This window comes from Streptomyces cinnamoneus, from assembly GCF_014650495.1.
Classification (GTDB): Bacteria; Actinomycetota; Actinomycetes; order Streptomycetales; family Streptomycetaceae; genus Streptomyces; species Streptomyces cinnamoneus.
Genome location: NZ_BMVB01000011.1, coordinates 140,697 through 160,195, shown reverse-complemented (window position 1 = coordinate 160,195; position 19,499 = coordinate 140,697). Strand labels below are relative to the sequence as shown.

The following is a 19,499-nucleotide window of genomic DNA, read 5'->3' as shown; positions in this document are numbered from 1 at the left end:
CCCGGCCGCGCCTTTTGCCGGGGCGTCAGTCGTTCCCGTGCGCCGCGTCCTTGCGGCGGCGGGCGGCGAGGAGGGCTCCGCCGCCCCCGACGACGAGCAGGCCGGCCGCGCCCGCGAGGTAGGGGGTGGCGGAGCTGCCGCCGGTCTCGGCGAGGCCGCCCTTCGCGGGTGCGGCGGCCTGGTGGGCGGCGGTCTGCGGCGTGGGGTCGGTGGCGGGGGTCTCCTTCGCCGGTTCGCCCGTACCGGCGGGTGTTTCGCAGCTGGCCTCGACGAGGGTGACGGTGCCCTTCACCTTGGCGACGCCCAGGGTGAGCGGGTCGATGGCGACGTCGAGGCGGAGGGCGGTGGCCGCCGCCGTGCGTGAGGTCGTGGCCGTCTTCGACAGGTCCAGGCGCACGTCGCCGACGCCGGGCACGCCGACCTTGGTGGGGCCGGTGGCGCTGAGCGTGACCTTCTTGCCGAGCACCGAGACGCTGCCGAGGACGTTCGAGGCGGCGGTGGGTTTGCGGCCCGTCCCGCACTCGGCCTCCGAGGTGACCTGCTGGACCTCGACGAGCGGGCGCAGCGGGAGGCCGGGGACGTGCACGGCGGCGTGGACGAGGCGGGCGTAGCCCTTGGACGCGGTGCGGTCGGCGGTGGCGCGGGAGGTGGCGGCGTCGGCGCGCAGGATGGTGACGGGCCTGCCCTCTTCGACTCCGTCGAGGGTGACGGTGAGCGCGGTCTTGGCGGCGTCGCCCGGCGCCTTCACGTCGTTGAGACTGGCGTTGACCGGTACGTGTGCGGTGCCGCCGAGGAGGGAGACGTCGAGCCCGGCGCGGAGCACGGTCGCCGCCGCCGTGCCGGAGTCGGTGGCGTGCGCGGGTGCGGTGCCCAGGGCGAGGGCGGTGGCGGTGGCCGTCGCGGCGAGGGCCGTGAACCGGCGTGCGGGCATGCCGGAGGAAGCGCTGGTGGTGCTGAACACGTGTGTGGAACCCCCACGGGAGAAAGGAGCCGTCGGCGCGCCAATGGGGGACATCGCGCGCCGACGGCATCGACCCCGCAATGTTCGATCACGTGAGGGTGAACGGACATGACACCAGAGGGAGTTCACTCCAAAGGATGCGTTTCGCGTGAGTATTCGATTCACGGGGCGCCGGGGGTGGCTTTTCGCCACATCGGCGACAAGAGGATGATCAGTGGAGTGAAAGCATCAATAACACGTCGGAACACGTGGACGTGGTCCATGACCAAGGTCGCGGCAGCGACCGTCCTGGTCGAGATGGCGCTCGCGTACGCGAGTCTGTGGGTGTGGGGAATGGCGCACCCGGAGGCACTCCCCGAGGGGGATGCGGGACCGGAAAGCCCCGTGTTCGCCGTCTTCGCCCTGCCGGTCGTCCTGCCGTTCGCCACGGCTGCGGCCCTCGTCTTCGTGTGCGCGTTCGTCCTGCCCGCCAGTGTGCTGGCGCGGCGTGCGGAAACCCGGTGGGGCGGTTCGGGGGCCTGGTGCTGGGTGCCGGCCGCCGCCACGGTGGTGGTGGCCGCCGTGATCGCCGTCGTGGGGACGGCGATCGGACCGGCGCACCGAGCCGCGACAGCGCCCGTCTACCTGTGGTGGTGGGTCGCGCTCACCGTGGCGACCGTCCCGGCCGCTCTGCTGGCACGGTTGTCGAGCCTGCGCACCGATGAGGGGCGACCGCTGCAAGGACGCGAGGTACTGGGCATGGGCTGTGCGGGGGTCTGCGCGCTGTCCATGGGAGCGCTGTCCGCCGTGGCCCTGCTGAGCGCCCTCTTCGGCTGACCTCCCACGGCCCTCACGCCACCACGCGCCCCCGCAGCACCACGCGGCGCGGTGACCCGAGGACCCGTACGTCCGCGCGGGGGTCGGCGTCGTAGACGACGAGGTCGGCCGGGGCGCCCTCCTCCAGGCCCGGGCGGCCCAGCCACGCCCGGGCTCCCCACGTCGCCGCCGACAGGGCGGCCGACGCCGGGATGCCCGCCTTGACCAGCTCCGCGACCTCCTGGCCGACCAGACCGTGCGGGAGCGAGCCGCCCGCGTCGGTGCCGACGTAGACGGGGATGCCGGCGTCGTAGGCGGCGCCCACGGTCGCGTAGCGGCGCGCGTGCAGCCGTCGCATGTGGTCCGCCCAGCGGGGGAACTTGTCCTGGCCGCCGTCCGCGAGCCGGGGGAAGGTGGCGATGTTGACCAGCGTCGGCACGATGGCCACGCCCCGCTCGGCGAAGAGCGGGATCGTCTCCTCGGTGAGCCCCGTCGCGTGCTCGATGCAGTCGATCCCCGCCTCCACCAGCGGCGCGAGGGTCTCCTCGGCGAAGCAGTGCGCGGTGACGCGGGCCCCCAGCCGGTGGGCCTCGGCGATGGCCGCCTCGACCGCGCCGCGCGGCCAGCAGGCCCCCAGGTCGCCGGTCTCGCGGTCGATCCAGTCGCCGACGAGCTTGACCCAGCCGTCGCCCCGCCGCGCCTCGCGCGCCACGTACGCCACCAGGTCCTCGGGCTCGATCTCGTGCGCGTAATTGCGGATGTAGCGGCGGGTGCGGGCGATGTGACGGCCCGCGCGGATGATGCGGGGCAGGTCCTCGCGGTCGTCGATCCAGCGCGTGTCGGACGGCGAGCCCGCGTCGCGCAGGAGCAGGGCGCCCGCGTGGCGTTCGGTCAGCGCCTGCTTCTCGGTGGTCGAGGCGTCGACCGCGCCGTGCGCGTCGAGGCCGACGTGGCAGTGCGCGTCGACCAGGCCGGGCAGCACCCAGCCGTCGACGGTGGTGACGTCCCGCGCGCCGGCAGGCCGGTCGAAGGTGATCCGCCCGCCGACGACCCACAGCTCGTCGCGCACCCCGTCCAGCGGGTCCGGGCCGGTCAATATCCGTCCCTTGATGTGCAGCACCGGCTGCTCCGGCGGTGCCGCGCTCTCGTTCATGGAGGCCATGAACGCACTGTACGAGCCCGGCGTCCCATGACGGTGAGGACCGTCCACCCCGGTCCCGGACGCGCCCGCCACCACGCCCTGAGGCGGACCGGCGGCCCGCGGGCCCGGGACGTGCGGAGGAGGGGCGGTTCCGCCCTGAGACGGAGAAGGTCCGCCGTCCGGGCCGAGGCGCCCGGCAGCCCGGGACGGAAGGCTGGACGCATGAGCCGAACGCCTGCGCCACTGTCGCCGGCCGCCGTCACCGCGACGGCGGAGCCGCGCCGGGACGACCACGTGACGGCCCGCCGTCTGCTGCGGGCCGCCGCCATCGCCGCCCGTGTGCCCTGCCTCGCGCTCAAGGCCGCCTGGCCGGCCGGGAGCCGGACCGGCCGGCGCGCCGGGCCGCCGCGGGTGCCGCTGCTGCTGTCGGGCGTGGGCTCGGCGGCGCCCGGTCGCCGGGGCGGCCGGCTGCCCGCGGCCGGGCCGGCCCGGCGGGCCGCGACCCCGCCGGCGCCGATCACCTACGCTGTGCCAGTGATCATCGGATTACTCGTACTCGCGAGCGGCACCCACCCCTTCCACCGCCGCAGCACCCCGTGACGGCGGCGGCCCTGCGCCGCGCGGCGCTGGGGCGCCGCGCCCGGCTGCGCTGGGTGCACCTGCTGCTGGGCGGGGCCCTGCTGATGCCGTACTACCTGGCGGCGAACACGCTGCTGGTACTCCTCGTCCAGGATCCCGACCGCGGCGCCTTCATCCCCTCCTCGGTCTTCTGGCAGTTCGCCGTCTTCGCCCTGGCGCTCGCCCCGGCGGCCGTCACGGCCCTCTACCCGCTCGTACGGCCGCTGGAGGGCGCGGCGGCCCGCGCGTTGTGCGGAGTGCCCGAGGCCGACCTGGCGGCCGGGCCCAGCCGGTCGTGGGCGGCACGGGGGCGCACGGCCGCCTGGTACACGCTGCACCTGCTGACCGGCGGCATCGTCAGCGGCATGTCGCTGGCCGTGCCGCCGATGGCCGTCGTTCTGATCGCCTCGCCGGTCACCGCGCTGCCGGCCGGGATCGAGGACCTCTACCGCCACGGGGGCACGGACTTCCCGTGGCCCGCACTGGCTCCCCTGGCGGGGCTCGCCCTGCTGGCGCTGGTCGTCGGCACGTCCTGGGCGGCGGGCTCGCTGCTGGCGCGCTGCGCGCCCGTCCTGCTCGGCCCCACGGCCGCGGACCGGCTCGCGGAGGCCGAGGAGCGCGCCCTGCAGCTGGCGCTGCGCAACCGCCTGGCGCGCGAGCTCCACGACTCGGTCGGCCATGCGCTGAGCGCGGTGACCCTGCAGGCCGCCGCCGCCCGCCGGGTCCTCGACGCCGACCCTGCGTTCGCCCGCCAGGCGCTGACCTCGATCGAGGAGACGGCGCGCGAGGCGGTCGGCGAACTCGACACCGTCCTGGGCCTGCTGCGCGAGGACGGCACCGCCCCCACCGCCCCCGCACCCACCCTCACCGACGTGGACGGCCTGCTGGAACGGACGCGCGCAGCCGGCGGCACCGTCGACTTCGCCGCCCGCGGCGGCCTGGCCGAGGTGCCCGCGGTCGTCTCGCGCGAGGCGTACCGCATCGTGCAGGAGGGGCTCAGCAACGCCCTGCGGCACGCGGGCCGGGTGCCCGTACGACTGCGGATCACCGTGGACGACGACGACGTGGAGGTCACCTTGGAGAATCCCCTGAAACCCGGCCCCGCCCCCCGACGCCAGGGCGGCGGCCGCGGCCTGCTCGGCATCGCCGAACGGGCCCGGCTGCTGCGCGGCGACAGCTCCTCGGGCGCACACGACGGCGTCTGGCAGCTGTCGGTCCGCCTGCCGCTGCGCGGTGAGGCCCGGTGATACGCATCGTCCTGGCCGACGACGAACACCTGGTCCGCACGGCCCTGCGGGCCATCCTGGGCGCCGAGCCGGACATGGAAGTGGTCGGCGAGGCGGCCACCGGCGCCGAGGCCGTCGCCGTGGTCCGCGCACTGCGCCCCGACGTCGTGCTGATGGACGTCCGGATGCCGGAGGTGGACGGGATCCGCGCCACCGAGCACATCCTGGCCACCATGGACGCCCCGCCGCGCATCGTCGTCGTCAGCACCTTCGAGAACGACAGCTACGTCTACGACGCCCTGCGCGCCGGCGCCTCCGGCTTCCTCCTCAAGCGGTCGGACGCCGACGAACTCGTCCGGGCCGTGCGCGTGGTGGCCGGCAGCGACTCGCTGCTCTTCCCCTCCGCGGTACGCGCCCTGGCCGCCGCCCACGCGGGCCGCACCGGCCCCCGCAGGGACACCCTGCGCGAGAAGCTCACCGACCGCGAGGCGGAGGTGCTGCGGCTGATGACGGCGGGACTGTCGAACGCCGAGATCGCCGCCCGGATGACGCTGGGCGCGGCCACGGTGAAGACCCATGTGGCGGGGGTGCTCGCCAAGCTGGGGGTACGCGACCGCACCCAGGCGGTCATCGCCGCCTACGAGAGCGGCTTCGTCTCCCCACGGTGAGATGTTCGAACCGGGCGGGTCATGGAACCGTAAAGCCGGGCCGCTCGTTACCCGGGACATGACCGCTATGACACCCGGCTCGAACATCCCGCTCTCCGTCGCCCGCGTGACGGTGGACGTCACCGCCCCGGTGCGGCTCGACGTTTCGGGCCTGCTGCTCACCGCCGACGGCAAGGTGCGCTCCGACGACGACTTCGTCTTCTACAACCAGCCCAGCGGCCCGGGCGTGACCCACCGGGCCGCGTCCGGCGCGACGCCCGACGCGATCACCGTCGACACCACGGCCGTCCCGGCCGCCATCGAGAAGATCGTGGTCACGGCGAGCCCGGACGCCGCGGGCGCCACCTTCGCGGGCACCGAGCCCACCGCGACCGTCCGCAACGCGGACGACGGCTCCGTGATCGCCACCTTCACACCGCCCCGGCTGGGCACGGAGACGGCGCTGCTGGTCGTGGAGGTCTACCGCCGCAACGGCGCGTGGAAGGTCCGCGCGGTCGGCCAGGGCTATGCGAACGGCCTGGCGGGCATCGCCACCGACTTCGGCGTGAGCGTGGAGGAGCCGGCGGCGACGCCCGTGGCGGCCCCGCCCGTCCCGGCCCCCGCGGTGGCACCGCCCATGCCGGCCGCCGCTCCCCCGGCCCCGCCCGCCGCCCCGGGCAAGATCAACCTGGACAAGGGCAAGGTCAGCCTCCGCAAGAACGAGACGGTGTCGCTGGTCAAGGGCGGCCGGCCGCTGACCCGCTCGGTGCGGATGGGCCTGGGCTGGGAGCCGGCGTGGAACAGCCGGGCCATCGACCTGGACGCCTCGGTCATCGCCTACGGCCCCGACCGCAACATGATCGACGCCTGCTACTTCGGCCGCCTCCAGATCCTCAACGGCGCCATCCAGCACTCCGGTGACAACCTCACCGGCGACGGCTCGGGCGACGACGAGACGATCACCGTCCACATGGGCGGTCTGCCGCCGGAGGTGACGGGCCTGGTGTTCACCGTCAGCTCGTTCAACGGCCAGAAGTTCACGGAGGTCGCCAAGGCGTACTGCCGCCTCCTCGACGCCCAGACGGGCGAGGAGCTGGTCCGCTTCGACCTCACGGGCGCGGAGCCGAAGACGGGCGTCCTCATGTGCAAGTTCATCCGCCAGTTCTCGGGCGAGTGGGAGATGACGGCGCTGGGCGACTACGTCAAGGCGAAGACGGTCCGCGACCTGGTGAAGCCGGCGGCGCAGGCGCTGTAGGACGCCCCCGGAACAACCGGCTGGAGACCACCGGCAGGAGGGGCCGGGAGGGGACGAGCCCTGGCAGGGGGCGTTGGGGGCACCTCCCAGCGGTAGCTGGGGGCGATAGGTGCGGCGACGTTCGGAGCGCGCCTACGGGGTGCGGTTGCCGCACATATTGCAGCCCCCAGAAGGGCTCGTCCCCTCCCGGCCCCGCCCCACGACCGCCGCGAGCCTGCGGTAGGAGTCCATCAACGCGTCACGGTCGTACGACCCGGTGGTGACGAGCACCTCGCCGGCACCGGTGCTCCGCACAAGAGAGCCCAGGGCGGCACCGACCTCCTCCTCGGTGCCGTAGAGGTGCCCGCGCAAGGCGCCCTCGTAGAACCCCCGCTCCCGCTCGGACATGTCCAGCGCCTCCACCTCCTCAGCGGACCGCAGCGCCGGAAACACCCCGTGCGTACGCGAATGGGCCACCGCCCACGCCTCGGGCACCAGCAGCCGCCGGGCGGCTTCCCGCGTCTCCCCCACGGCGACGTTCCCCGCAACGACGACGTACGGCTTCTCCCACCACGCCGAGGGCCGGAACCCGGCCCGGTACCGCTCGGCAGCGGCGACGGCCGACTCCGAGAACCCCCCGATGACCAGCGCTGCCCCGGCCTCCGCGGCGACATCGGCCCCGGAGGCGTTGGCCAGTACGAAGAGCGGCGGACGCAACCCCTCGGCGGGCAGGGCGTGCACCCCCGGAACCGGCGGGACCCCGCCGAACCACCCCGCCAGCTCCTCCAGCTGCGTGCCGAAGTCCCCCATGGCGTCCTTCGAGACGCCCAGCGCCCGCCGGATCCCGCCCGTGAAGCCCACCGACCGCCCCAGCCCCATGTCGATGCGCCCGGGAAAGAGCGACTCCAGCACCCCGAACTGCTCGGCGACCACCAGCGTCCGGTGGTTGGGCAGCATCACACCGCCCGTACCGACCCGGATCCGGGACGTGGCACCGGCGACGGCCGCCGCCAGCACGGTGGGCGCCGACCCGGCGACGCCGGGCACCCCGTGGTGTTCGGAGACCCAGAACCGGTGGTAGCCGAGTGCCTCGGCCTCCTGCGCGAAGCGCACGGTCTCGCGCAGGGCCTCGCCGGGTGGCCGCCCCTGCCGGGTGCGGGAGCGGTCCAGTACGGAGAGCTGAAAGGTCACCTACACGTCAACACGACCGCGCCCCAGGGATTCCCGGACCGCCCCGCCGCCCCACCCCACCCCACCCCACGCAAACGATCAGTGCCGACGCCAGGGCCCGCTGATGGCCAGCATGATCCCGGGCTCCTGGATGTTGGCGAACAGCGTCCGCCCGTCGGGCGAGAACGTCACCCCCGTGAACTCGCTGAACTCCGGCTTCTGAGGCGTCCCGATGTTGAGCTCGTTGCGCGCGATGGGGTACGTGCGCCCGTCGTCGACGGCACCGAAGAGGTGCTGCACGCCCTCGCCGTCCTCGGCTATGACCAGGCCCCCGTACGGGGAGACGGTGATGTTGTCGGGCCCGTCGAAGGCCCCGTCGCGCCCGGGGTCCTTGTTGACGCCGAGCAGCACCTTCAGGGTGAGCGTGCGGCGGCGCGGGTTGTAGAACCAGACCTGCCCGTCGTGCTGGACGGGGCTCTCGTCCCGGGCGAAGGAGGACACGACGTACACGCCGCCGTCGCCCCACCACATGCCCTCCAGCTTGCGGGCCCGGGTGACCTGCCCGTCCTTGAACTGCTTGCGCACGGACGTGGTCCGCGCGTCGCGGTCGGGCACGTCGGCCCAGTCGACGCCGTAGACGGTGCCGACGCGCGTGGCGCGCGAGAGGTCGTCGACGAACCGGCCGCCGGAGTCGTAGCACGTGAACGCCTGCAGCGCGCCCGCGCCGTCGGCGAGCGTCCGCAGCCGCCCGCGCCCGTGCCGGAAGCCGGCCGGCGGGGTCCAGCGGTAGAACAGCCCGTTGGGGCCGGAGGCGTCCTCGGTCAGGTAGAGGTGGCCGCGTCCCGGGTCGACGACGACGGCCTCGTGGGCGTAGCGGCCCAGCGCCTTGACGGGCCGGGGGGCGCGGTTGGCGCGCCGGTCGTACGGGTCGACCTCGAAAACGTACCCGTGATCCTTGGTCATGCCGTTCTGGCCGGCCTTGTCCTCGGTCTCCTCGCAGGTGAGCCACGTCCCCCACGGGGTGCTGCCGCCGGCGCAGTTCGTGGACGTACCGGCGATGCCGACCCACTCGGCGACGTGTTCGCCGTGCCGGGCGACCTCCACGACCGTGCAGCCGCCGGAGGCGGCGGGGTCGTAGACCAGTCCCTCGGCCAGCGGAACGGGGTGCTTCCAGCCGGACCGGGGGCCCTTGAGCTCGTGGTTGTTGACGAGCAGGACGGTGCCGCGCCGTCCCTCGAAGGCGGCGGTGCCGTCGTGGTGGGACGGGGTCGACTCGCCGGACTCCAGCGTGGTGACGCCGGTGCGGGTGACGACGCGGTACGAGAACCCGGCGGGCAGCGCGAGCAGCCCGGCGGGGTCGGGCCGCAGCGGCCCGTACCCGACCCGGCGCGCCGCGCGCGCCTCCTGCCCGTCCCCCGCCCCGTCGGCGTCCGGCATCCCGTCGGCGAGCGCACCGGGCGCACTGGCGAGCACCCCGACGCTCCCGGCCAGCACCACTCCGGCGCCCGTGAACGCGGATCGCTTGGCGAAATCTCTGCGGCTGAGGGTCATCGTCGTCTCCAGGCTCCGGGGCGGGTTCGGCGGCTCGCCGTCGCAGGACCCGGGAAGGCCCGGCGACGGCGCTTACGTTCCCGTTCCCCCGGAAAGGCAGGGTGAACACGGCCCGAAGCCCCGGCGTCGGAAGGACGAGTACCGACCGCTCGACCGACCGCGGGCTTCCGGCGGGGGCCGGCCGGACGGACCCCGCCGGTGACACCCGGACACGTCGCCGTCCGGAACGTCGCCACCCGAACACGTCATCGTCCGGACACGTCGCCACCGGACCGTCGCCGTTCCGGCCCCCGGCTATCCGCGGTGAGCGTTCCTCAGCCCCGCGAGCGCGCCTTGAAGGCGGCCTTGCGGGCCTCCTTGGCCGTGGCCTTGTCGGGGTGGAGGCGGCCCATCGCCTCCAGGACGTCGGCGGTGGCGGGGTGGTCGACCTTCCAGGCGAGGTCGAAGAAGCCGCTGTGCTGCCCGACGAGGCTCTCCACCAGGCCCTGGAGCTCCTCGGAGTCCTCCTCCTCGGCGGTGAGCTGGGCGGCGATGGTGTCGATGGTCAGCCAGAAGACCACGTCCTGGCCGGGCTCGGGGACGTCCGTGACGCCGTGCTCGGCGAGCCAGACGCGGGCGAGGCCGCCGAGCTGGGGGTCGTCGAGGACCTCGCGCAGCGCGGGCTCGGCCTCGGTGCCGAGGAGGGAGAGCGTCTGCTGGCAGAGCAGGCGACGGCCCGGTCCCTCGTCGTCGGCGCCGCGGGCGGCGGCCAGCAGCTCGCGGGCGGCGTCGAGCGGGGCGCGGCGGGCGAGCCAGAGCTCGGCCTCGGCGCGGGCGGCGGCGGGCGGGTGGCCGGGCAGGGCGGCGAGGAGGTCGTCGGCGCCGGCCTCGGCGAGGTCGCCGACGGCCGGGGCGTCGACGCCGGCGTCGAGCATCCGGCTGCGCACGGCGAAGAGGCCGAGCGGGGTGAGCGCGACCATGCCGTAGCGGGCGACGTCCTCGTCCTCGGGCAGTTCGGAGTCCACGCCGTCGACGGACTCGCGGATGTGGCCCTCGCCGTCGACGACCTCGATGAGGGACTCGTCGACGGGCCGGTAGTGGACGATGCCGGTGGGGGCGAGCATCCGGAACTGGTCGTCCAGGCGCATCATCGCGTCGGAGACCTCTTCGAGGATGTCGTCGGTGGGCTCGTCCATGTCGTCGGGCACGATCATGGAGGCGGCGAGCGCGGGCAGGGGCACGGGCCGCTCGGCGGAGCCCTCGCCGACGGCGGTGAGCAGGTAGAGGTTGCCGAGGATGCCGTCGAGGAAGTCGGCCTCCTCCTCCGGGTTCCAGTCGAGCGCGTCGAGGTCCAGGTCTCCGGAGGAGTCGGTGAGCTGCTCGACGAGGTCGCCCAGGTCGGGGGCGGCGGCGTCGGCGAGGACGGTCTCCAGGCCGCCGAGCCAGAGTTCGAGGACGTCCTGGGGGCTGCCGGAGGTGAGCGTGGCGAGCTCCTCGCCGGCGACGGCGGTGCCGTAGGGCTGGTCGGCGTCCGCGTCGAGGTCCTCGGCGTCGGCGCCCTCGTTCTCGGTGAACTCGACGAGGCCGGTGTCCAGGGCGAGCTGCCACGCCTCGGCGGCGTAGGCGGTGCCGTCCTCCTCGGCCTCCAGGCCCAGGAGTTCGGTGGCGGTCTGCAGCTGACCGGCGAGCAGTTCGCCGCCCGCTCCGACCGGGGTGCCCTCGCCGGCCCAGCGGGCGAGCTTCGCGGCGCGGGCGAACAGCGGCGCGGAGAGTGCGTCGCGCGCGAGCTCCGCGTCGGAGGGCAGCCGCACCGGCGGCATGGTCGGGCGGTCTGCGGACATCAGGGGGGTCATCTCCTCGTGGTGGCGGGCCGCGCCGTGGTGCGGGGCGCGCAAGGGCCAAGCCTAGGCCGTGCCGGGGGCGATTTCGCCGACCTCCCCCCATTCGCGACCGCGACGGGCCCGCCCCCTCCCGAACCCGGGCCACCCACCGGGCCACCGACGCTCCGCGCCCGGAAGCGATGCACCCGCCCCCGGCCCGGTTCGACGGCCGAAACCACCGCCCGGCCCCCGGAGCCCTCCCCAGCCCGCGGCCCGAGCCCCGGGCCGGGGCCCCCCGCACCGACGCCCGGCCCCGGCCACCCGCCCGCCCGCCGACACGCCACGGTGCCGGGGGCACCGCCCTGCCCCCGATCGCCGCCGCCCCGGCCCCCCCCCGCCGGATTCCCGCCGGACCCTTGACAACTGACCTGCGCACACACGACATTGACGCGCGTAGATTGCGTACCGGCCATGTGACGGCATGTAATCACCCGGCACCACTCAAGATCACCCAGCGCGTCGCCCCTCCGGCCGGAGCCACGGTCGGCAGGGGCGATGAGCCGTGGTCTCCCCCTGCTCACCCCCCTCATCACTCCTCACGGAGGCATTCGTGCTGCCCACCCGCCGTTCCCCGCGCCGACGTCATGTGACCGTCGGCACCCTCATAGCCGGCGCGCTCGCGGCCGGGCTGCTCGTCCCCGCCCAGTTCGCGAGCGCGGCCGACGGGACCGCGGTCCGCATCCATGACATCCAGGGCACCACCCGCGTCTCCCCGCTCGCCGGCCGGCAGGTCGCGGACGTCCCGGGCGTCGTCACGGCCGTCAAGAACTTCGGCTCGGCCCGCGGCTTCTGGGTCCAGGACCCGAACCCCGACAAGAACGACGCCACCAGCGAGGGCATCTACGTCTTCACCGGCAAGGACGCCCCGGCCGTCACCGTCGGCGACGCCGTGCTCGTCTCCGGCACGGTCACCGAGTACTACCCGGGCGGCGAGGCCGCGGGCCTGCAGTCGGTCACCCAGCTCACCAAGCCCACCGTCAGCGTCACCTCCTCCGGCAACGTCCTGCCCGCCGCGGTGCGGCTGCGTCCCTCCACCGTTCCGGCCCGCTACGCACCCGACGCGCACGGCGGCTCCATCGAGAAGCTCCCGCTCGCCCCCGGCCGTTACGCCCTGGACCGCTACGAGTCCCTGGAGGGCATGCGGGTGGAGGTCCGCGACGCTCCCGTCGTCGGCGCCACCAGCGAGCACAAGGACCTGTGGGTCACCACCGACCCCCGGCACAACCGCACCGTCCGCGGTGGCACGGTCTACGGCTCGTACGGCGACCCGAACGCCGGCCGGGTGAAGGTCGTCTCCCTGCTCCCCTACGCGCAGCACCCCTTCCCGGTCGCGAACGTCGGCGACGAGCTCACCGGCACCACCGCCGGCCCGCTCGACTACGACAACTTCGGCGGCTACACCCTCCAGGCCACCGAGCTGGGCGCGCTCAAGGACGGCAAGCTGCAGCGCGAGACCACGCGCAAGCAGAAGGACGGCGAGCTGGCCGTCGCCACCTACAACGTCGAGAACCTCTCGCCGAAGACGCCGCAGGCGAAGTTCGACCGCCTGGCGGCGGCGCTGGTGACCAACCTCGCCTCGCCCGACGTCGTGGCCCTCGAAGAGGTCCAGGACAACAACGGCACGACCAACGACGGCGTCGTCGACGCCGATCAGACGCTGAAGAAGCTCACGGACGCGATCGTGGCGGCGGGCGGCCCGGCGTACCAGTGGCGGCAGGTCAACCCGGTCGACGGGCAGGACGGCGGCCAGCCGGGCGGCAACATCCGCACGGCCTTCCTCTTCAACCCCGCGCGCGTGTCGTTCAAGGACGTCCCCGGCGGCGACTCCACCACGGCCGTGAAGGTCACCCGCGAGGGCGGCAAGGCCGCGCTGTCCGCCTCCCCCGGCCGGATCGACCCGGCGAACGCGGCCTGGACGAACAGCCGCAAGCCGCTGGCGGGCCAGTTCTCCTTCCGCGGCAAGGACGTCTTCGTCGTCGCCAACCACTTCAACTCCAAGGGCGGCGACCAGGGCGTCGACAGCCGCTTCCAGCCCCCCGCGCGGACGTCGGAGGTGCAGCGCACCCAGCAGGCGCAGGCCGTCAACGCCTTCGTCAAGGAGCTCCTGACGGCCGACCGGCAGGCCAACGTGATCGTCGCGGGCGACCTCAACGACTACCAGTTCTCGCCGGCCCTCAAGGCGCTCACCGCGGGCGGCGTCCTGACCGACCTGGTCGACCGGCTCCCGAAGAAGGAGCGGTACGGCTACGTCTACCAGGGCAACTCGCAAGTCCTGGACCACATGCTGACGAGCCGCCACCTCGGCCGCGTCGACTACGACATCGTGCACGTCAACGCGGAGTTCGCCGACCAGGCGAGCGACCACGACCCGCAGGTGCTGCGCTGGAAGCCGTAACATCCCTTAAGGGAACCCGGCAGAACATTTAAATGGACCTGTACGGTCGAAGGGGCCCAGAATCGGATGCGGCCCGCGGAGCGCCGCGGAAATCCCGATTCCGGAGCGTGAGTGTGAGAGCCATGCCGTCCACCAGCCCCTTCGGCCGTACCGTCTGTGCGATGGTCACCCCGTTCACCCCGGACGGGGAGCTCGACCTGGACGGCGCGCAGCGCCTCGCCGACCACCTCGTCGGGTGGGGCGGCTGCGACGGCCTGGTGCTCAGCGGCACCACCGGCGAATCGCCGACCACCAGCGACGCCGAGAAGAGCGCGCTGATCACCGCGGTGGCCGAGGCGGTCGGGGACCGGGCGCGGATCACGGCGGGGGTCGGCACGGCGGACACCCGGCACACCGTGGAGCTGGCCCGGGCGGCGGAGAAGGCCGGGGCGCACGGCGTGCTGGCCGTCACCCCCTACTACAGCAAGCCGCCCCAGGAGGACGTCGCCGAGCACTTCCGCACGGTCGCCGACGCGATCGGCATCCCGGTGATGCTCTACGACATCCCCGGCCGCACCGGCACCCGCATCGAGCCCGACACCCTGCTGCGGCTGGCCGACCACCCGCGCATCGCCGGGGTCAAGGACTGTGCGTACGACCTGTTCGGCAGCGCCAAAGTGATCGCCGCGACGGGGCTCGCCTACTACTCGGGCTCCGAGGAGCTGAACCTCCCGCTGCGCGCGGTGGGCGGCGTGGGCTACGTCAGCACGGTGGCCAACGTCGCGGGGCCGGCGGTGGCCGCGGTCCTGGACGCCTTCGACCGGGGGGCGACGGACGAGGCGGCGCGCCTGCACCAGCGGCTGCTCCCGCTGACGGAGCTCATGATGGCTTCCGGCTTCCCCGGCACGGTCACGGCGAAGGCCCTGCTGAACGAACGGGGCCTGCCGGCCGGCCCGGTCCGCGCACCCCTGCGGCCGGCGTCCTCCGCATGCACCGGGGCGCTGCTGGAGGCGTACGGAAAGCTGGGCCTGTAAGGGGCGGGTGCGCACCGACGCGGGAGCGGCCGTACCCGACGGGGGTGGGGACGGCCGCTCCCGGTCGTGGATCAGTTGTGGCTGTGCAGGATCTCGTTGAGCCCGCCCCACGTGCTCTTGTACGGGCGGGCCTCCACCGCGCCGGTGGTGGAGTTGCGGCGGAAGAGGATGTTGTCGGCGCCGGAGAGCTCCAGGGCCTTGACGACCTGGCCGTCCGGCAGGGTCACGCGGGTGCCGGCGGTGACGTAGAGGCCCGCCTCGACGACGCACTCGTCGCCGAGCGCGATGCCGATGCCGGACTCGGCGCCGAGCAGGCAGCGCTCGCCGATGGAGATGATCTGCTTGCCGCCGCCGGAGAGGGTGCCCATGGTGGAGGCGCCGCCGCCGATGTCGGTGCCGTCGCCGACGACGACGCCCGCGCTGATGCGGCCCTCGACCATGGAGGTGCCCAGCGTGCCGGCGTTGAAGTTGACGAAGCCCTCGTGCATGACGGTGGTGCCGGAGCCGAGGTGCGCGCCGAGGCGGACGCGGTCGGCGTCGGCGATGCGGACGCCGGACGGGGCGACGTAGTCCGTCATGCGCGGGAACTTGTCGATGCTGGTGACCTGCAGGTGCAGGCCCTCGGCGCGGGCGTTCAGGCGCACGGTCTCGACCTGGTCGACGGCGACGGGGCCGATCGAGGTCCAGGCGACGTTGGCGAGCAGGCCGAAGATGCCGTCAAGGTTCTGGCCGTGCGGCTTGACCAGGCGGTGCGAGAGCAGGTGCAGGCGCAGGTAGGCGTCGTGCGCGTCGAGGGGCTTGTCGTCGAGCGAGGCGATGACCGTGCGGACGGCCACGACCTCGACGCCACGGCGGGCGTCCGGGCCCACGGCCTTGAGGGCGCCCTCGCCCAGCAGTTCGGCGGCGCGCTCGGCGGTCAGCCGCTCGGTGCCGGCGGGGCCGGGCTCGGCGGTCAGCTCGGGAGCCGGGAACCAGGTGTCGAGGACGGTGCCGTCCGCGGTGATCGTGGCGAGACCGGCGGCGACTGCGCCGGTGGTGGAGGAGGAAGCAACAGCATCGGTCATGTCCGAAAACCTAACCGGACGGGCCTGCTCAAGGCGAACCGGCGCCCGTGCCGGGAACGGGCAGGGCCGGTGGGCGGCGGTCACGCGGGTGGCGCAGCGGGCCAGCCGGTCGGCTCAGCCCGGATCGCGGGCGACAGACGTGTCGACATATCCATAGAGGGACGGCTCCGTGGGCGCGCTCCCGCCCCCGGGGCCGGTCCAGCCCCCCGGACCGCATCTCCCCAGGCCCCGAGGCCCCCTTCCGCCGGACTCGCCCGGACCGCATGCCGCCCCCGCCCCGAACGGACCCCGCATGAGACTGCCCCGACGCTACGGACCCGCCGCGGCCCTGCTCCTGGCGCTCCCCCTGGTCGTTGCGCTGGCCGACACGCCGGGCGCCCCGGCCGGACCCGGCCCCGGACCGGGCCCCGGGGGACCGCATCGGCCCGCCCCGCTGCGGACGACGGCGGGCGAGCGCGTACCCGGCCACTACATCGTCACCCTGCGCAGCGGCACCAGCCCGCGCGCACTGACCGGGCGGCTGGACGTGACGCCGGACTACGTCTACACCCACGCCCTCACCGGCTTCGCCGCCACCCTGAGCGCCGAACAGCTGGAGACCGTGCGCAGCACACCCGGTGTCGCGGCCGTCGAACAGGACGCCGTGCTCACGCAGGCCGAGGCGGCCGCAACGCCCGTGGCGCGGGCCGCCGGCCGGGTGGGGACGGGCTCGTACGGGCTGGACCGCATCGACCAGCGCGACCTCCCGCTCGACAGCCAGTTCAACGCCACCGCGACGGGCGAGGGCGCCACGGTCTACGTCATGGACACGGGGATCGACTACGCCCACCCCGACTTCGGGGGCCGGGCGAAGAACGGCATCGACCTGGTCTCGGTGACGGGCAACGGCAGCGACTGCCGTACGGGGACCGGGCACGGCACCCATGTGGCGGGCGTCGTGGGCGGCGCCACCTTCGGCGTGGCCCGCAAGGTCAGCCTGGTGAGCGTGCGCGTGCTGGACTGCGGCGGCAGGACCACCGTCGCCAAGTTCATCGCGGGCTTCGACTACGTGGCCCGGTCGGCGGCCCCCGCCTCGGTCGTCAACGCCTCGATCAGCGGTCCTTCCTCGCAGGCGGTGGACACCGCCGTCGGCAACGTGGCCGCCAAGGGCGTGCCGCCCGTCGTCGCGGCCGGCAACGAGAACGACAACGCCTGCGACCACTCCCCCGCCGGCGCGCTCGCGGCGCTCGCGGTGGGGGCGACCGATCAGCAGGACCGGATGACCGACTTCAGCAACTACGGCCCGTGCGCCCGCATCCTCGCGCCGGGCGCGGACATCGTCTCGGCGGCGATGGGCGGGGGCAGCGCCACCCGCAGCGGCACCTCGCAGGCGTCGCCGCACGTGGCGGGCGTGGCGGCGCTCTACAAGGCGAAGAACCCGACGGCCGGCTCGACGGCCGTCATCAACTGGATCGTCGAGCAGTCGACGAAGAACGCGGCCAAGGACATGAAGCCGGGCACGCCCAACCGCCTGCTGTACACGGGCGGCCTGTGAGCCCGGGGTGCGGCAGGCGGTCCGGCTCAGGCGATCAGCGACTTCTTCGGGCTCAGGACGCAGAATTCGTTGCCCTCGGGGTCGGCCAGCACCCGCCAGGTGACGTCCGGTCCCTGTCCCACGTCCACCGGCCGCGCCCCCAGGCCGATCAGCCGTTCGACCTCGGCGGCCTGGTCGTCGGGGGCGAGGTCGATGTGCAGCCGGTTCTTGCCGCTCTTGGGCTCCCCGACCGGTACGAAGCAGATGCCGGGCAGCGTGTGCTCGCCGGCGCCGATGACGACCTCGTCGTCGGCCTCGAACAGCACCTTCCAGTCCAGTGCGCGGCACCAGAACCGTGCCTGCGCCGCGAGATCGTGGGCATCGATGACGATCGTGTAGAACGAAAGGGTCATGCGTCCAGTCTGCCGGAGTCCGAGGGAAGCCGACGATGCATCAGATGCCGTCCGAGTCGCTGCCGCACGCCCGGACGTTCATGGGCTGGCCACCGGCCCGCTCCGTCTGGGGCCGCGACACCCCGGCCGTGCGCGAGGACGTCGCCGCGCTCGCCCGGACGATCGCGGACCACGAGCCCGTGGTGCTGCTCGCGGCGCCCGGTGACGTCAAGGGTGCCCGTGCGGCGTGCGGCGGGGCGGTGGAGGTCGTCCCCGTGCCGGTGGACGACCTGTGGCTGCGCGACACGGGCCCGGTCTTCGTCACGACCCCCCAGGGAGCCGTCTCGGGCGTCGACTTCCGGTTCAACGGCTGGGGCGGCAAGCAGGCGCACTCCCGTGACGGTCTCGTCGCCCGGCGCGTGCTGGAGATGTTCGGCATCCCCCGCATCGAGGCACCCGTCGTCGCGGAGGGCGGCTCGCTGGAGACCGACGGCGTCGGCACCCTCCTGGCCACCGAGAGCTCCCTGGTGGGCGACGACCGCAATCCGGGCCTGGGCCGCGACGACATCGAAGCGGCCCTCACCGAACTGCTCGGCATCCGCAAGGTGATCTGGCTGGAGGGCGTGCGGGGCGAGGACATCACCGACTGTCACGTGGACGCCCTGGCCCGCTTCGCCGGACCCGGGATGGTCCTCCTCAGCCGCCCGTCCACGGCGGAGTCCGACGTCTGGAGCCGGGTGTACGCCCAGGCCCGGGCGGCCCTGGAGTCGGCCACCGACGCGGCCGGCCGCCCGCTGGAGATCGTCGACCTGCCCGAGCCCGACCCGCGCGAACTGGGCGACCGCGGCCCCGACTTCCTCGGCACCTACGTCAACTACTACGTCGCCAACGGTGCCGTCGTCATCCCCCGCTTCGGCGACCGCCGCGCCGACGACGAGGCGGCGGCCCTCCTGGGCGCCCTGCACCCGGGCCGTGACGTCCGCGCCGTCCCGATCCCCGCCCTCGCCGAGGGCGGCGGTGGCATCCACTGCGCCACACAGCAGCAGCCCGCCGCCTGACCGGGTCAGGCGGCGGGCTGCCGCACGTGCTGGAAGCTCGGGATCAGACGTTGAAGCCCAGTGCCCGGAGCTGCTCACGGCCCTCGTCCGTGATCTTGTCCGGGCCCCACGGCGGCATCCAGACCCAGTTGATCCGGAGCTCGTTGACGATGCCCTCCGTGCAGGACTTCGCCTGGTCCTCGATGACGTCGGTCAGCGGGCAGGCCGCGGACGTCAGCGTCATGTCGAGGGTGGCGATGTTGGCGTCGTCGATGTGGATGCCGTAGATCAGGCCGAGGTTGACGACGTCGATGCCCAGCTCGGGGTCGACCACGTCGTAGAGGGCCTCGCGGACCTCTTCCTCCGTGGCCGGCTTGGTGCCGGCCACCTCTGCGTTGTCGGTCATGCGGTCTTCCTTGCCGTATTTTCGGAGCCCTCGCCCAGCGCCTGGGCGGTCGCGTCCTTCCACGCCATCCAGCTCAGCAGAGCACACTTCACACGCGCCGGGTACTTGGAGACGCCGGCGAACGCGACCGCGTCCTCCAGCACCTCCTCCATCGCGTCGTCCGGCTCGATCCTGCCCTTGGACTGCATCAGCTCCAGGAAGGTCTCCTGGATCCGACGGGCCTCGCCGAGGTCCTTGCCGACCAGCAGCTCGTTGAGCACCGAGGCGCTCGCCTGGCTGATGGAGCAGCCCTGGCCCTCGTAGGAGACGTCCTCGATGGTCTCACCGGACAGCCGCACGCGCAGCGTGATCTCGTCACCGCACGTGGGGTTGACGTGGTGCACCTCTGCGTCGCCGTCCCGCAAGCCCCGGCCGTGCGGGTGCTTGTAGTGGTCCAGGATGACGTCCTGGTACATCGAATCAAGCTTCACAGTCAGC

The 19,499-nt window shown here is 73.8% G+C and carries 18 protein-coding genes; 9 read left to right on the top strand and 9 right to left on the bottom strand.

Annotation, left to right across the window (positions count from 1 at the left end):
- Positions 1-25: 25 nt before the first annotated feature.
- On the bottom strand, positions 26-961 hold the full coding sequence (locus IE182_RS18105) for an SCO1860 family LAETG-anchored protein (RefSeq protein WP_229844907.1): 936 nt from the start codon (positions 959-961) through the stop codon (positions 26-28).
- Positions 962-1,222: 261 nt separating this feature from the next.
- On the opposite strand from IE182_RS18105, the gene IE182_RS18100 reads away from it, so the two are divergent.
- Complete coding sequence (locus IE182_RS18100; protein ID WP_190110882.1) at positions 1,223-1,777, top strand: hypothetical protein; 555 nt, start codon at positions 1,223-1,225, stop codon at positions 1,775-1,777.
- A gap of 13 nt (positions 1,778-1,790) precedes the next feature.
- Here IE182_RS18100 and IE182_RS18095 read toward each other — a convergent pair whose 3' ends face one another.
- Positions 1,791-2,918, bottom strand: coding sequence for an amidohydrolase family protein (locus tag IE182_RS18095; protein WP_190110881.1), 1,128 nt, complete (start codon positions 2,916-2,918; stop codon positions 1,791-1,793).
- Positions 2,919-3,119: 201 nt separating this feature from the next.
- Between IE182_RS18095 and IE182_RS18090 the strand changes: the two genes are divergently transcribed.
- From IE182_RS18090 to IE182_RS18075, 4 genes are all read left to right on the top strand, one after another.
- A complete protein-coding gene (locus IE182_RS18090) occupies positions 3,120-3,497 on the top strand; it encodes a hypothetical protein (RefSeq protein ID WP_190110880.1) in 378 nt (125 codons plus the stop codon).
- Complete coding sequence (locus tag IE182_RS18085) at positions 3,494-4,762, top strand: sensor histidine kinase (protein WP_229844905.1); 1,269 nt, start codon at positions 3,494-3,496, stop codon at positions 4,760-4,762. Before IE182_RS18090 ends, IE182_RS18085 begins: the two co-directional genes overlap by 4 nt.
- Positions 4,762-5,409: a response regulator transcription factor gene (locus IE182_RS18080; protein ID WP_190110960.1), complete on the top strand. Its 648-nt coding sequence runs from the start codon at positions 4,762-4,764 to the stop codon at positions 5,407-5,409. Before IE182_RS18085 ends, IE182_RS18080 begins: the two co-directional genes overlap by 1 nt.
- 67 nt (positions 5,410-5,476) lie before the next feature.
- Positions 5,477-6,643 carry a TerD family protein gene (locus tag IE182_RS18075; protein ID WP_190110959.1) on the top strand — a complete coding sequence of 389 codons (1,167 nt, stop codon included), beginning with the start codon at positions 5,477-5,479 and terminating at the stop codon, positions 6,641-6,643.
- A gap of 132 nt (positions 6,644-6,775) precedes the next feature.
- Here the strand turns inward: IE182_RS18075 and IE182_RS18070 are convergent, their stop codons facing one another.
- The 3 genes from IE182_RS18070 to IE182_RS18060 all read right to left on the bottom strand — a co-directional run bounded on the left by IE182_RS18070 (position 6,776) and on the right by IE182_RS18060 (position 11,163).
- Positions 6,776-7,813: an MsnO8 family LLM class oxidoreductase gene (locus IE182_RS18070; protein WP_190110879.1), complete on the bottom strand. Its 1,038-nt coding sequence runs from the start codon at positions 7,811-7,813 to the stop codon at positions 6,776-6,778.
- A 78-nt stretch (positions 7,814-7,891) separates the two neighbouring features.
- Positions 7,892-9,343: an alkaline phosphatase PhoX gene (locus tag IE182_RS18065; RefSeq protein ID WP_190110878.1), complete on the bottom strand. Its 1,452-nt coding sequence runs from the start codon at positions 9,341-9,343 to the stop codon at positions 7,892-7,894.
- Between the two features lie 314 nt (positions 9,344-9,657).
- A complete protein-coding gene (locus tag IE182_RS18060; protein ID WP_190110958.1) occupies positions 9,658-11,163 on the bottom strand; it encodes a hypothetical protein in 1,506 nt (501 codons plus the stop codon).
- A 592-nt stretch (positions 11,164-11,755) separates the two neighbouring features.
- On the opposite strand from IE182_RS18060, the gene IE182_RS18055 reads away from it, so the two are divergent.
- The gene (locus tag IE182_RS18055; RefSeq protein WP_190110957.1) at positions 11,756-13,597 is read left to right on the top strand and encodes a DUF8508 domain-containing protein; all 1,842 of its coding nucleotides are present in this window, start codon (positions 11,756-11,758) and stop codon (positions 13,595-13,597) included.
- Between the two features lie 122 nt (positions 13,598-13,719).
- Entirely contained in the window at positions 13,720-14,610 is an 891-nt protein-coding gene (gene dapA, locus IE182_RS18050; RefSeq protein ID WP_190110877.1) for a 4-hydroxy-tetrahydrodipicolinate synthase, read from the top strand.
- Positions 14,611-14,681: 71 nt separating this feature from the next.
- Here dapA and dapD read toward each other — a convergent pair whose 3' ends face one another.
- Positions 14,682-15,674: a 2,3,4,5-tetrahydropyridine-2,6-dicarboxylate N-succinyltransferase gene (dapD, locus tag IE182_RS18045; RefSeq protein WP_190110876.1), complete on the bottom strand. Its 993-nt coding sequence runs from the start codon at positions 15,672-15,674 to the stop codon at positions 14,682-14,684.
- A 292-nt stretch (positions 15,675-15,966) separates the two neighbouring features.
- Here dapD and IE182_RS18040 point away from each other — a divergent pair, with 292 nt between their 5' ends.
- Positions 15,967-17,208 carry a S8 family peptidase gene (locus IE182_RS18040; protein WP_190110875.1) on the top strand — a complete coding sequence of 414 codons (1,242 nt, stop codon included), beginning with the start codon at positions 15,967-15,969 and terminating at the stop codon, positions 17,206-17,208.
- Positions 17,209-17,234: 26 nt separating this feature from the next.
- Here the strand turns inward: IE182_RS18040 and IE182_RS18035 are convergent, their stop codons facing one another.
- A complete protein-coding gene (locus tag IE182_RS18035; protein ID WP_190110874.1) occupies positions 17,235-17,600 on the bottom strand; it encodes a VOC family protein in 366 nt (121 codons plus the stop codon).
- A 35-nt stretch (positions 17,601-17,635) separates the two neighbouring features.
- Between IE182_RS18035 and IE182_RS18030 the strand changes: the two genes are divergently transcribed.
- The gene (locus IE182_RS18030) at positions 17,636-18,637 is read left to right on the top strand and encodes an agmatine deiminase family protein (protein ID WP_190110873.1); all 1,002 of its coding nucleotides are present in this window, start codon (positions 17,636-17,638) and stop codon (positions 18,635-18,637) included.
- A gap of 43 nt (positions 18,638-18,680) precedes the next feature.
- On the opposite strand, the gene IE182_RS18025 is transcribed toward IE182_RS18030, so the two are convergent.
- Positions 18,681-19,022, bottom strand: a complete 342-nt coding sequence (locus IE182_RS18025; protein WP_190110872.1) for a metal-sulfur cluster assembly factor — start codon at positions 19,020-19,022, stop codon at positions 18,681-18,683.
- On the bottom strand, positions 19,019-19,492 hold the full coding sequence (gene sufU / locus IE182_RS18020) for a Fe-S cluster assembly sulfur transfer protein SufU (RefSeq protein ID WP_190110871.1): 474 nt from the start codon (positions 19,490-19,492) through the stop codon (positions 19,019-19,021). The genes IE182_RS18025 and sufU overlap by 4 nt, the downstream gene beginning before the upstream one ends.
- Positions 19,493-19,499: the final 7 nt, after the last annotated feature.

What these genes read in the sequence shown, in the direction of transcription:
- IE182_RS18100 (WP_190110882.1), top strand. Translation starts at nt 1,223, where the DNA reads ATGACCAAGGTCGCGGCAGCGACCGTCCTGGTCGAGATGGCGCTCGCG.
- dapA (WP_190110877.1), top strand. Translation starts at nt 13,720, where the DNA reads ATGCCGTCCACCAGCCCCTTCGGCCGTACCGTCTGTGCGATGGTCACC.
- dapD (WP_190110876.1), bottom strand. Translation starts at nt 15,674, where the DNA reads ATGACCGATGCTGTTGCTTCCTCCTCCACCACCGGCGCAGTCGCCGCC.
- IE182_RS18065 (WP_190110878.1), bottom strand. Translation starts at nt 9,343, where the DNA reads ATGACCCTCAGCCGCAGAGATTTCGCCAAGCGATCCGCGTTCACGGGC.
- IE182_RS18040 (WP_190110875.1), top strand. Translation starts at nt 15,967, where the DNA reads ATGAGACTGCCCCGACGCTACGGACCCGCCGCGGCCCTGCTCCTGGCG.
- IE182_RS18075 (WP_190110959.1), top strand. Translation starts at nt 5,477, where the DNA reads ATGACACCCGGCTCGAACATCCCGCTCTCCGTCGCCCGCGTGACGGTG.
- IE182_RS18025 (WP_190110872.1), bottom strand. Translation starts at nt 19,022, where the DNA reads ATGACCGACAACGCAGAGGTGGCCGGCACCAAGCCGGCCACGGAGGAA.
- IE182_RS18035 (WP_190110874.1), bottom strand. Translation starts at nt 17,600, where the DNA reads ATGACCCTTTCGTTCTACACGATCGTCATCGATGCCCACGATCTCGCG.
- IE182_RS18090 (WP_190110880.1), top strand. Translation starts at nt 3,120, where the DNA reads ATGAGCCGAACGCCTGCGCCACTGTCGCCGGCCGCCGTCACCGCGACG.
- IE182_RS18095 (WP_190110881.1), bottom strand. Translation starts at nt 2,918, where the DNA reads ATGGCCTCCATGAACGAGAGCGCGGCACCGCCGGAGCAGCCGGTGCTG.
- IE182_RS18030 (WP_190110873.1), top strand. Translation starts at nt 17,636, where the DNA reads ATGCATCAGATGCCGTCCGAGTCGCTGCCGCACGCCCGGACGTTCATG.
- IE182_RS18060 (WP_190110958.1), bottom strand. Translation starts at nt 11,163, where the DNA reads ATGTCCGCAGACCGCCCGACCATGCCGCCGGTGCGGCTGCCCTCCGAC.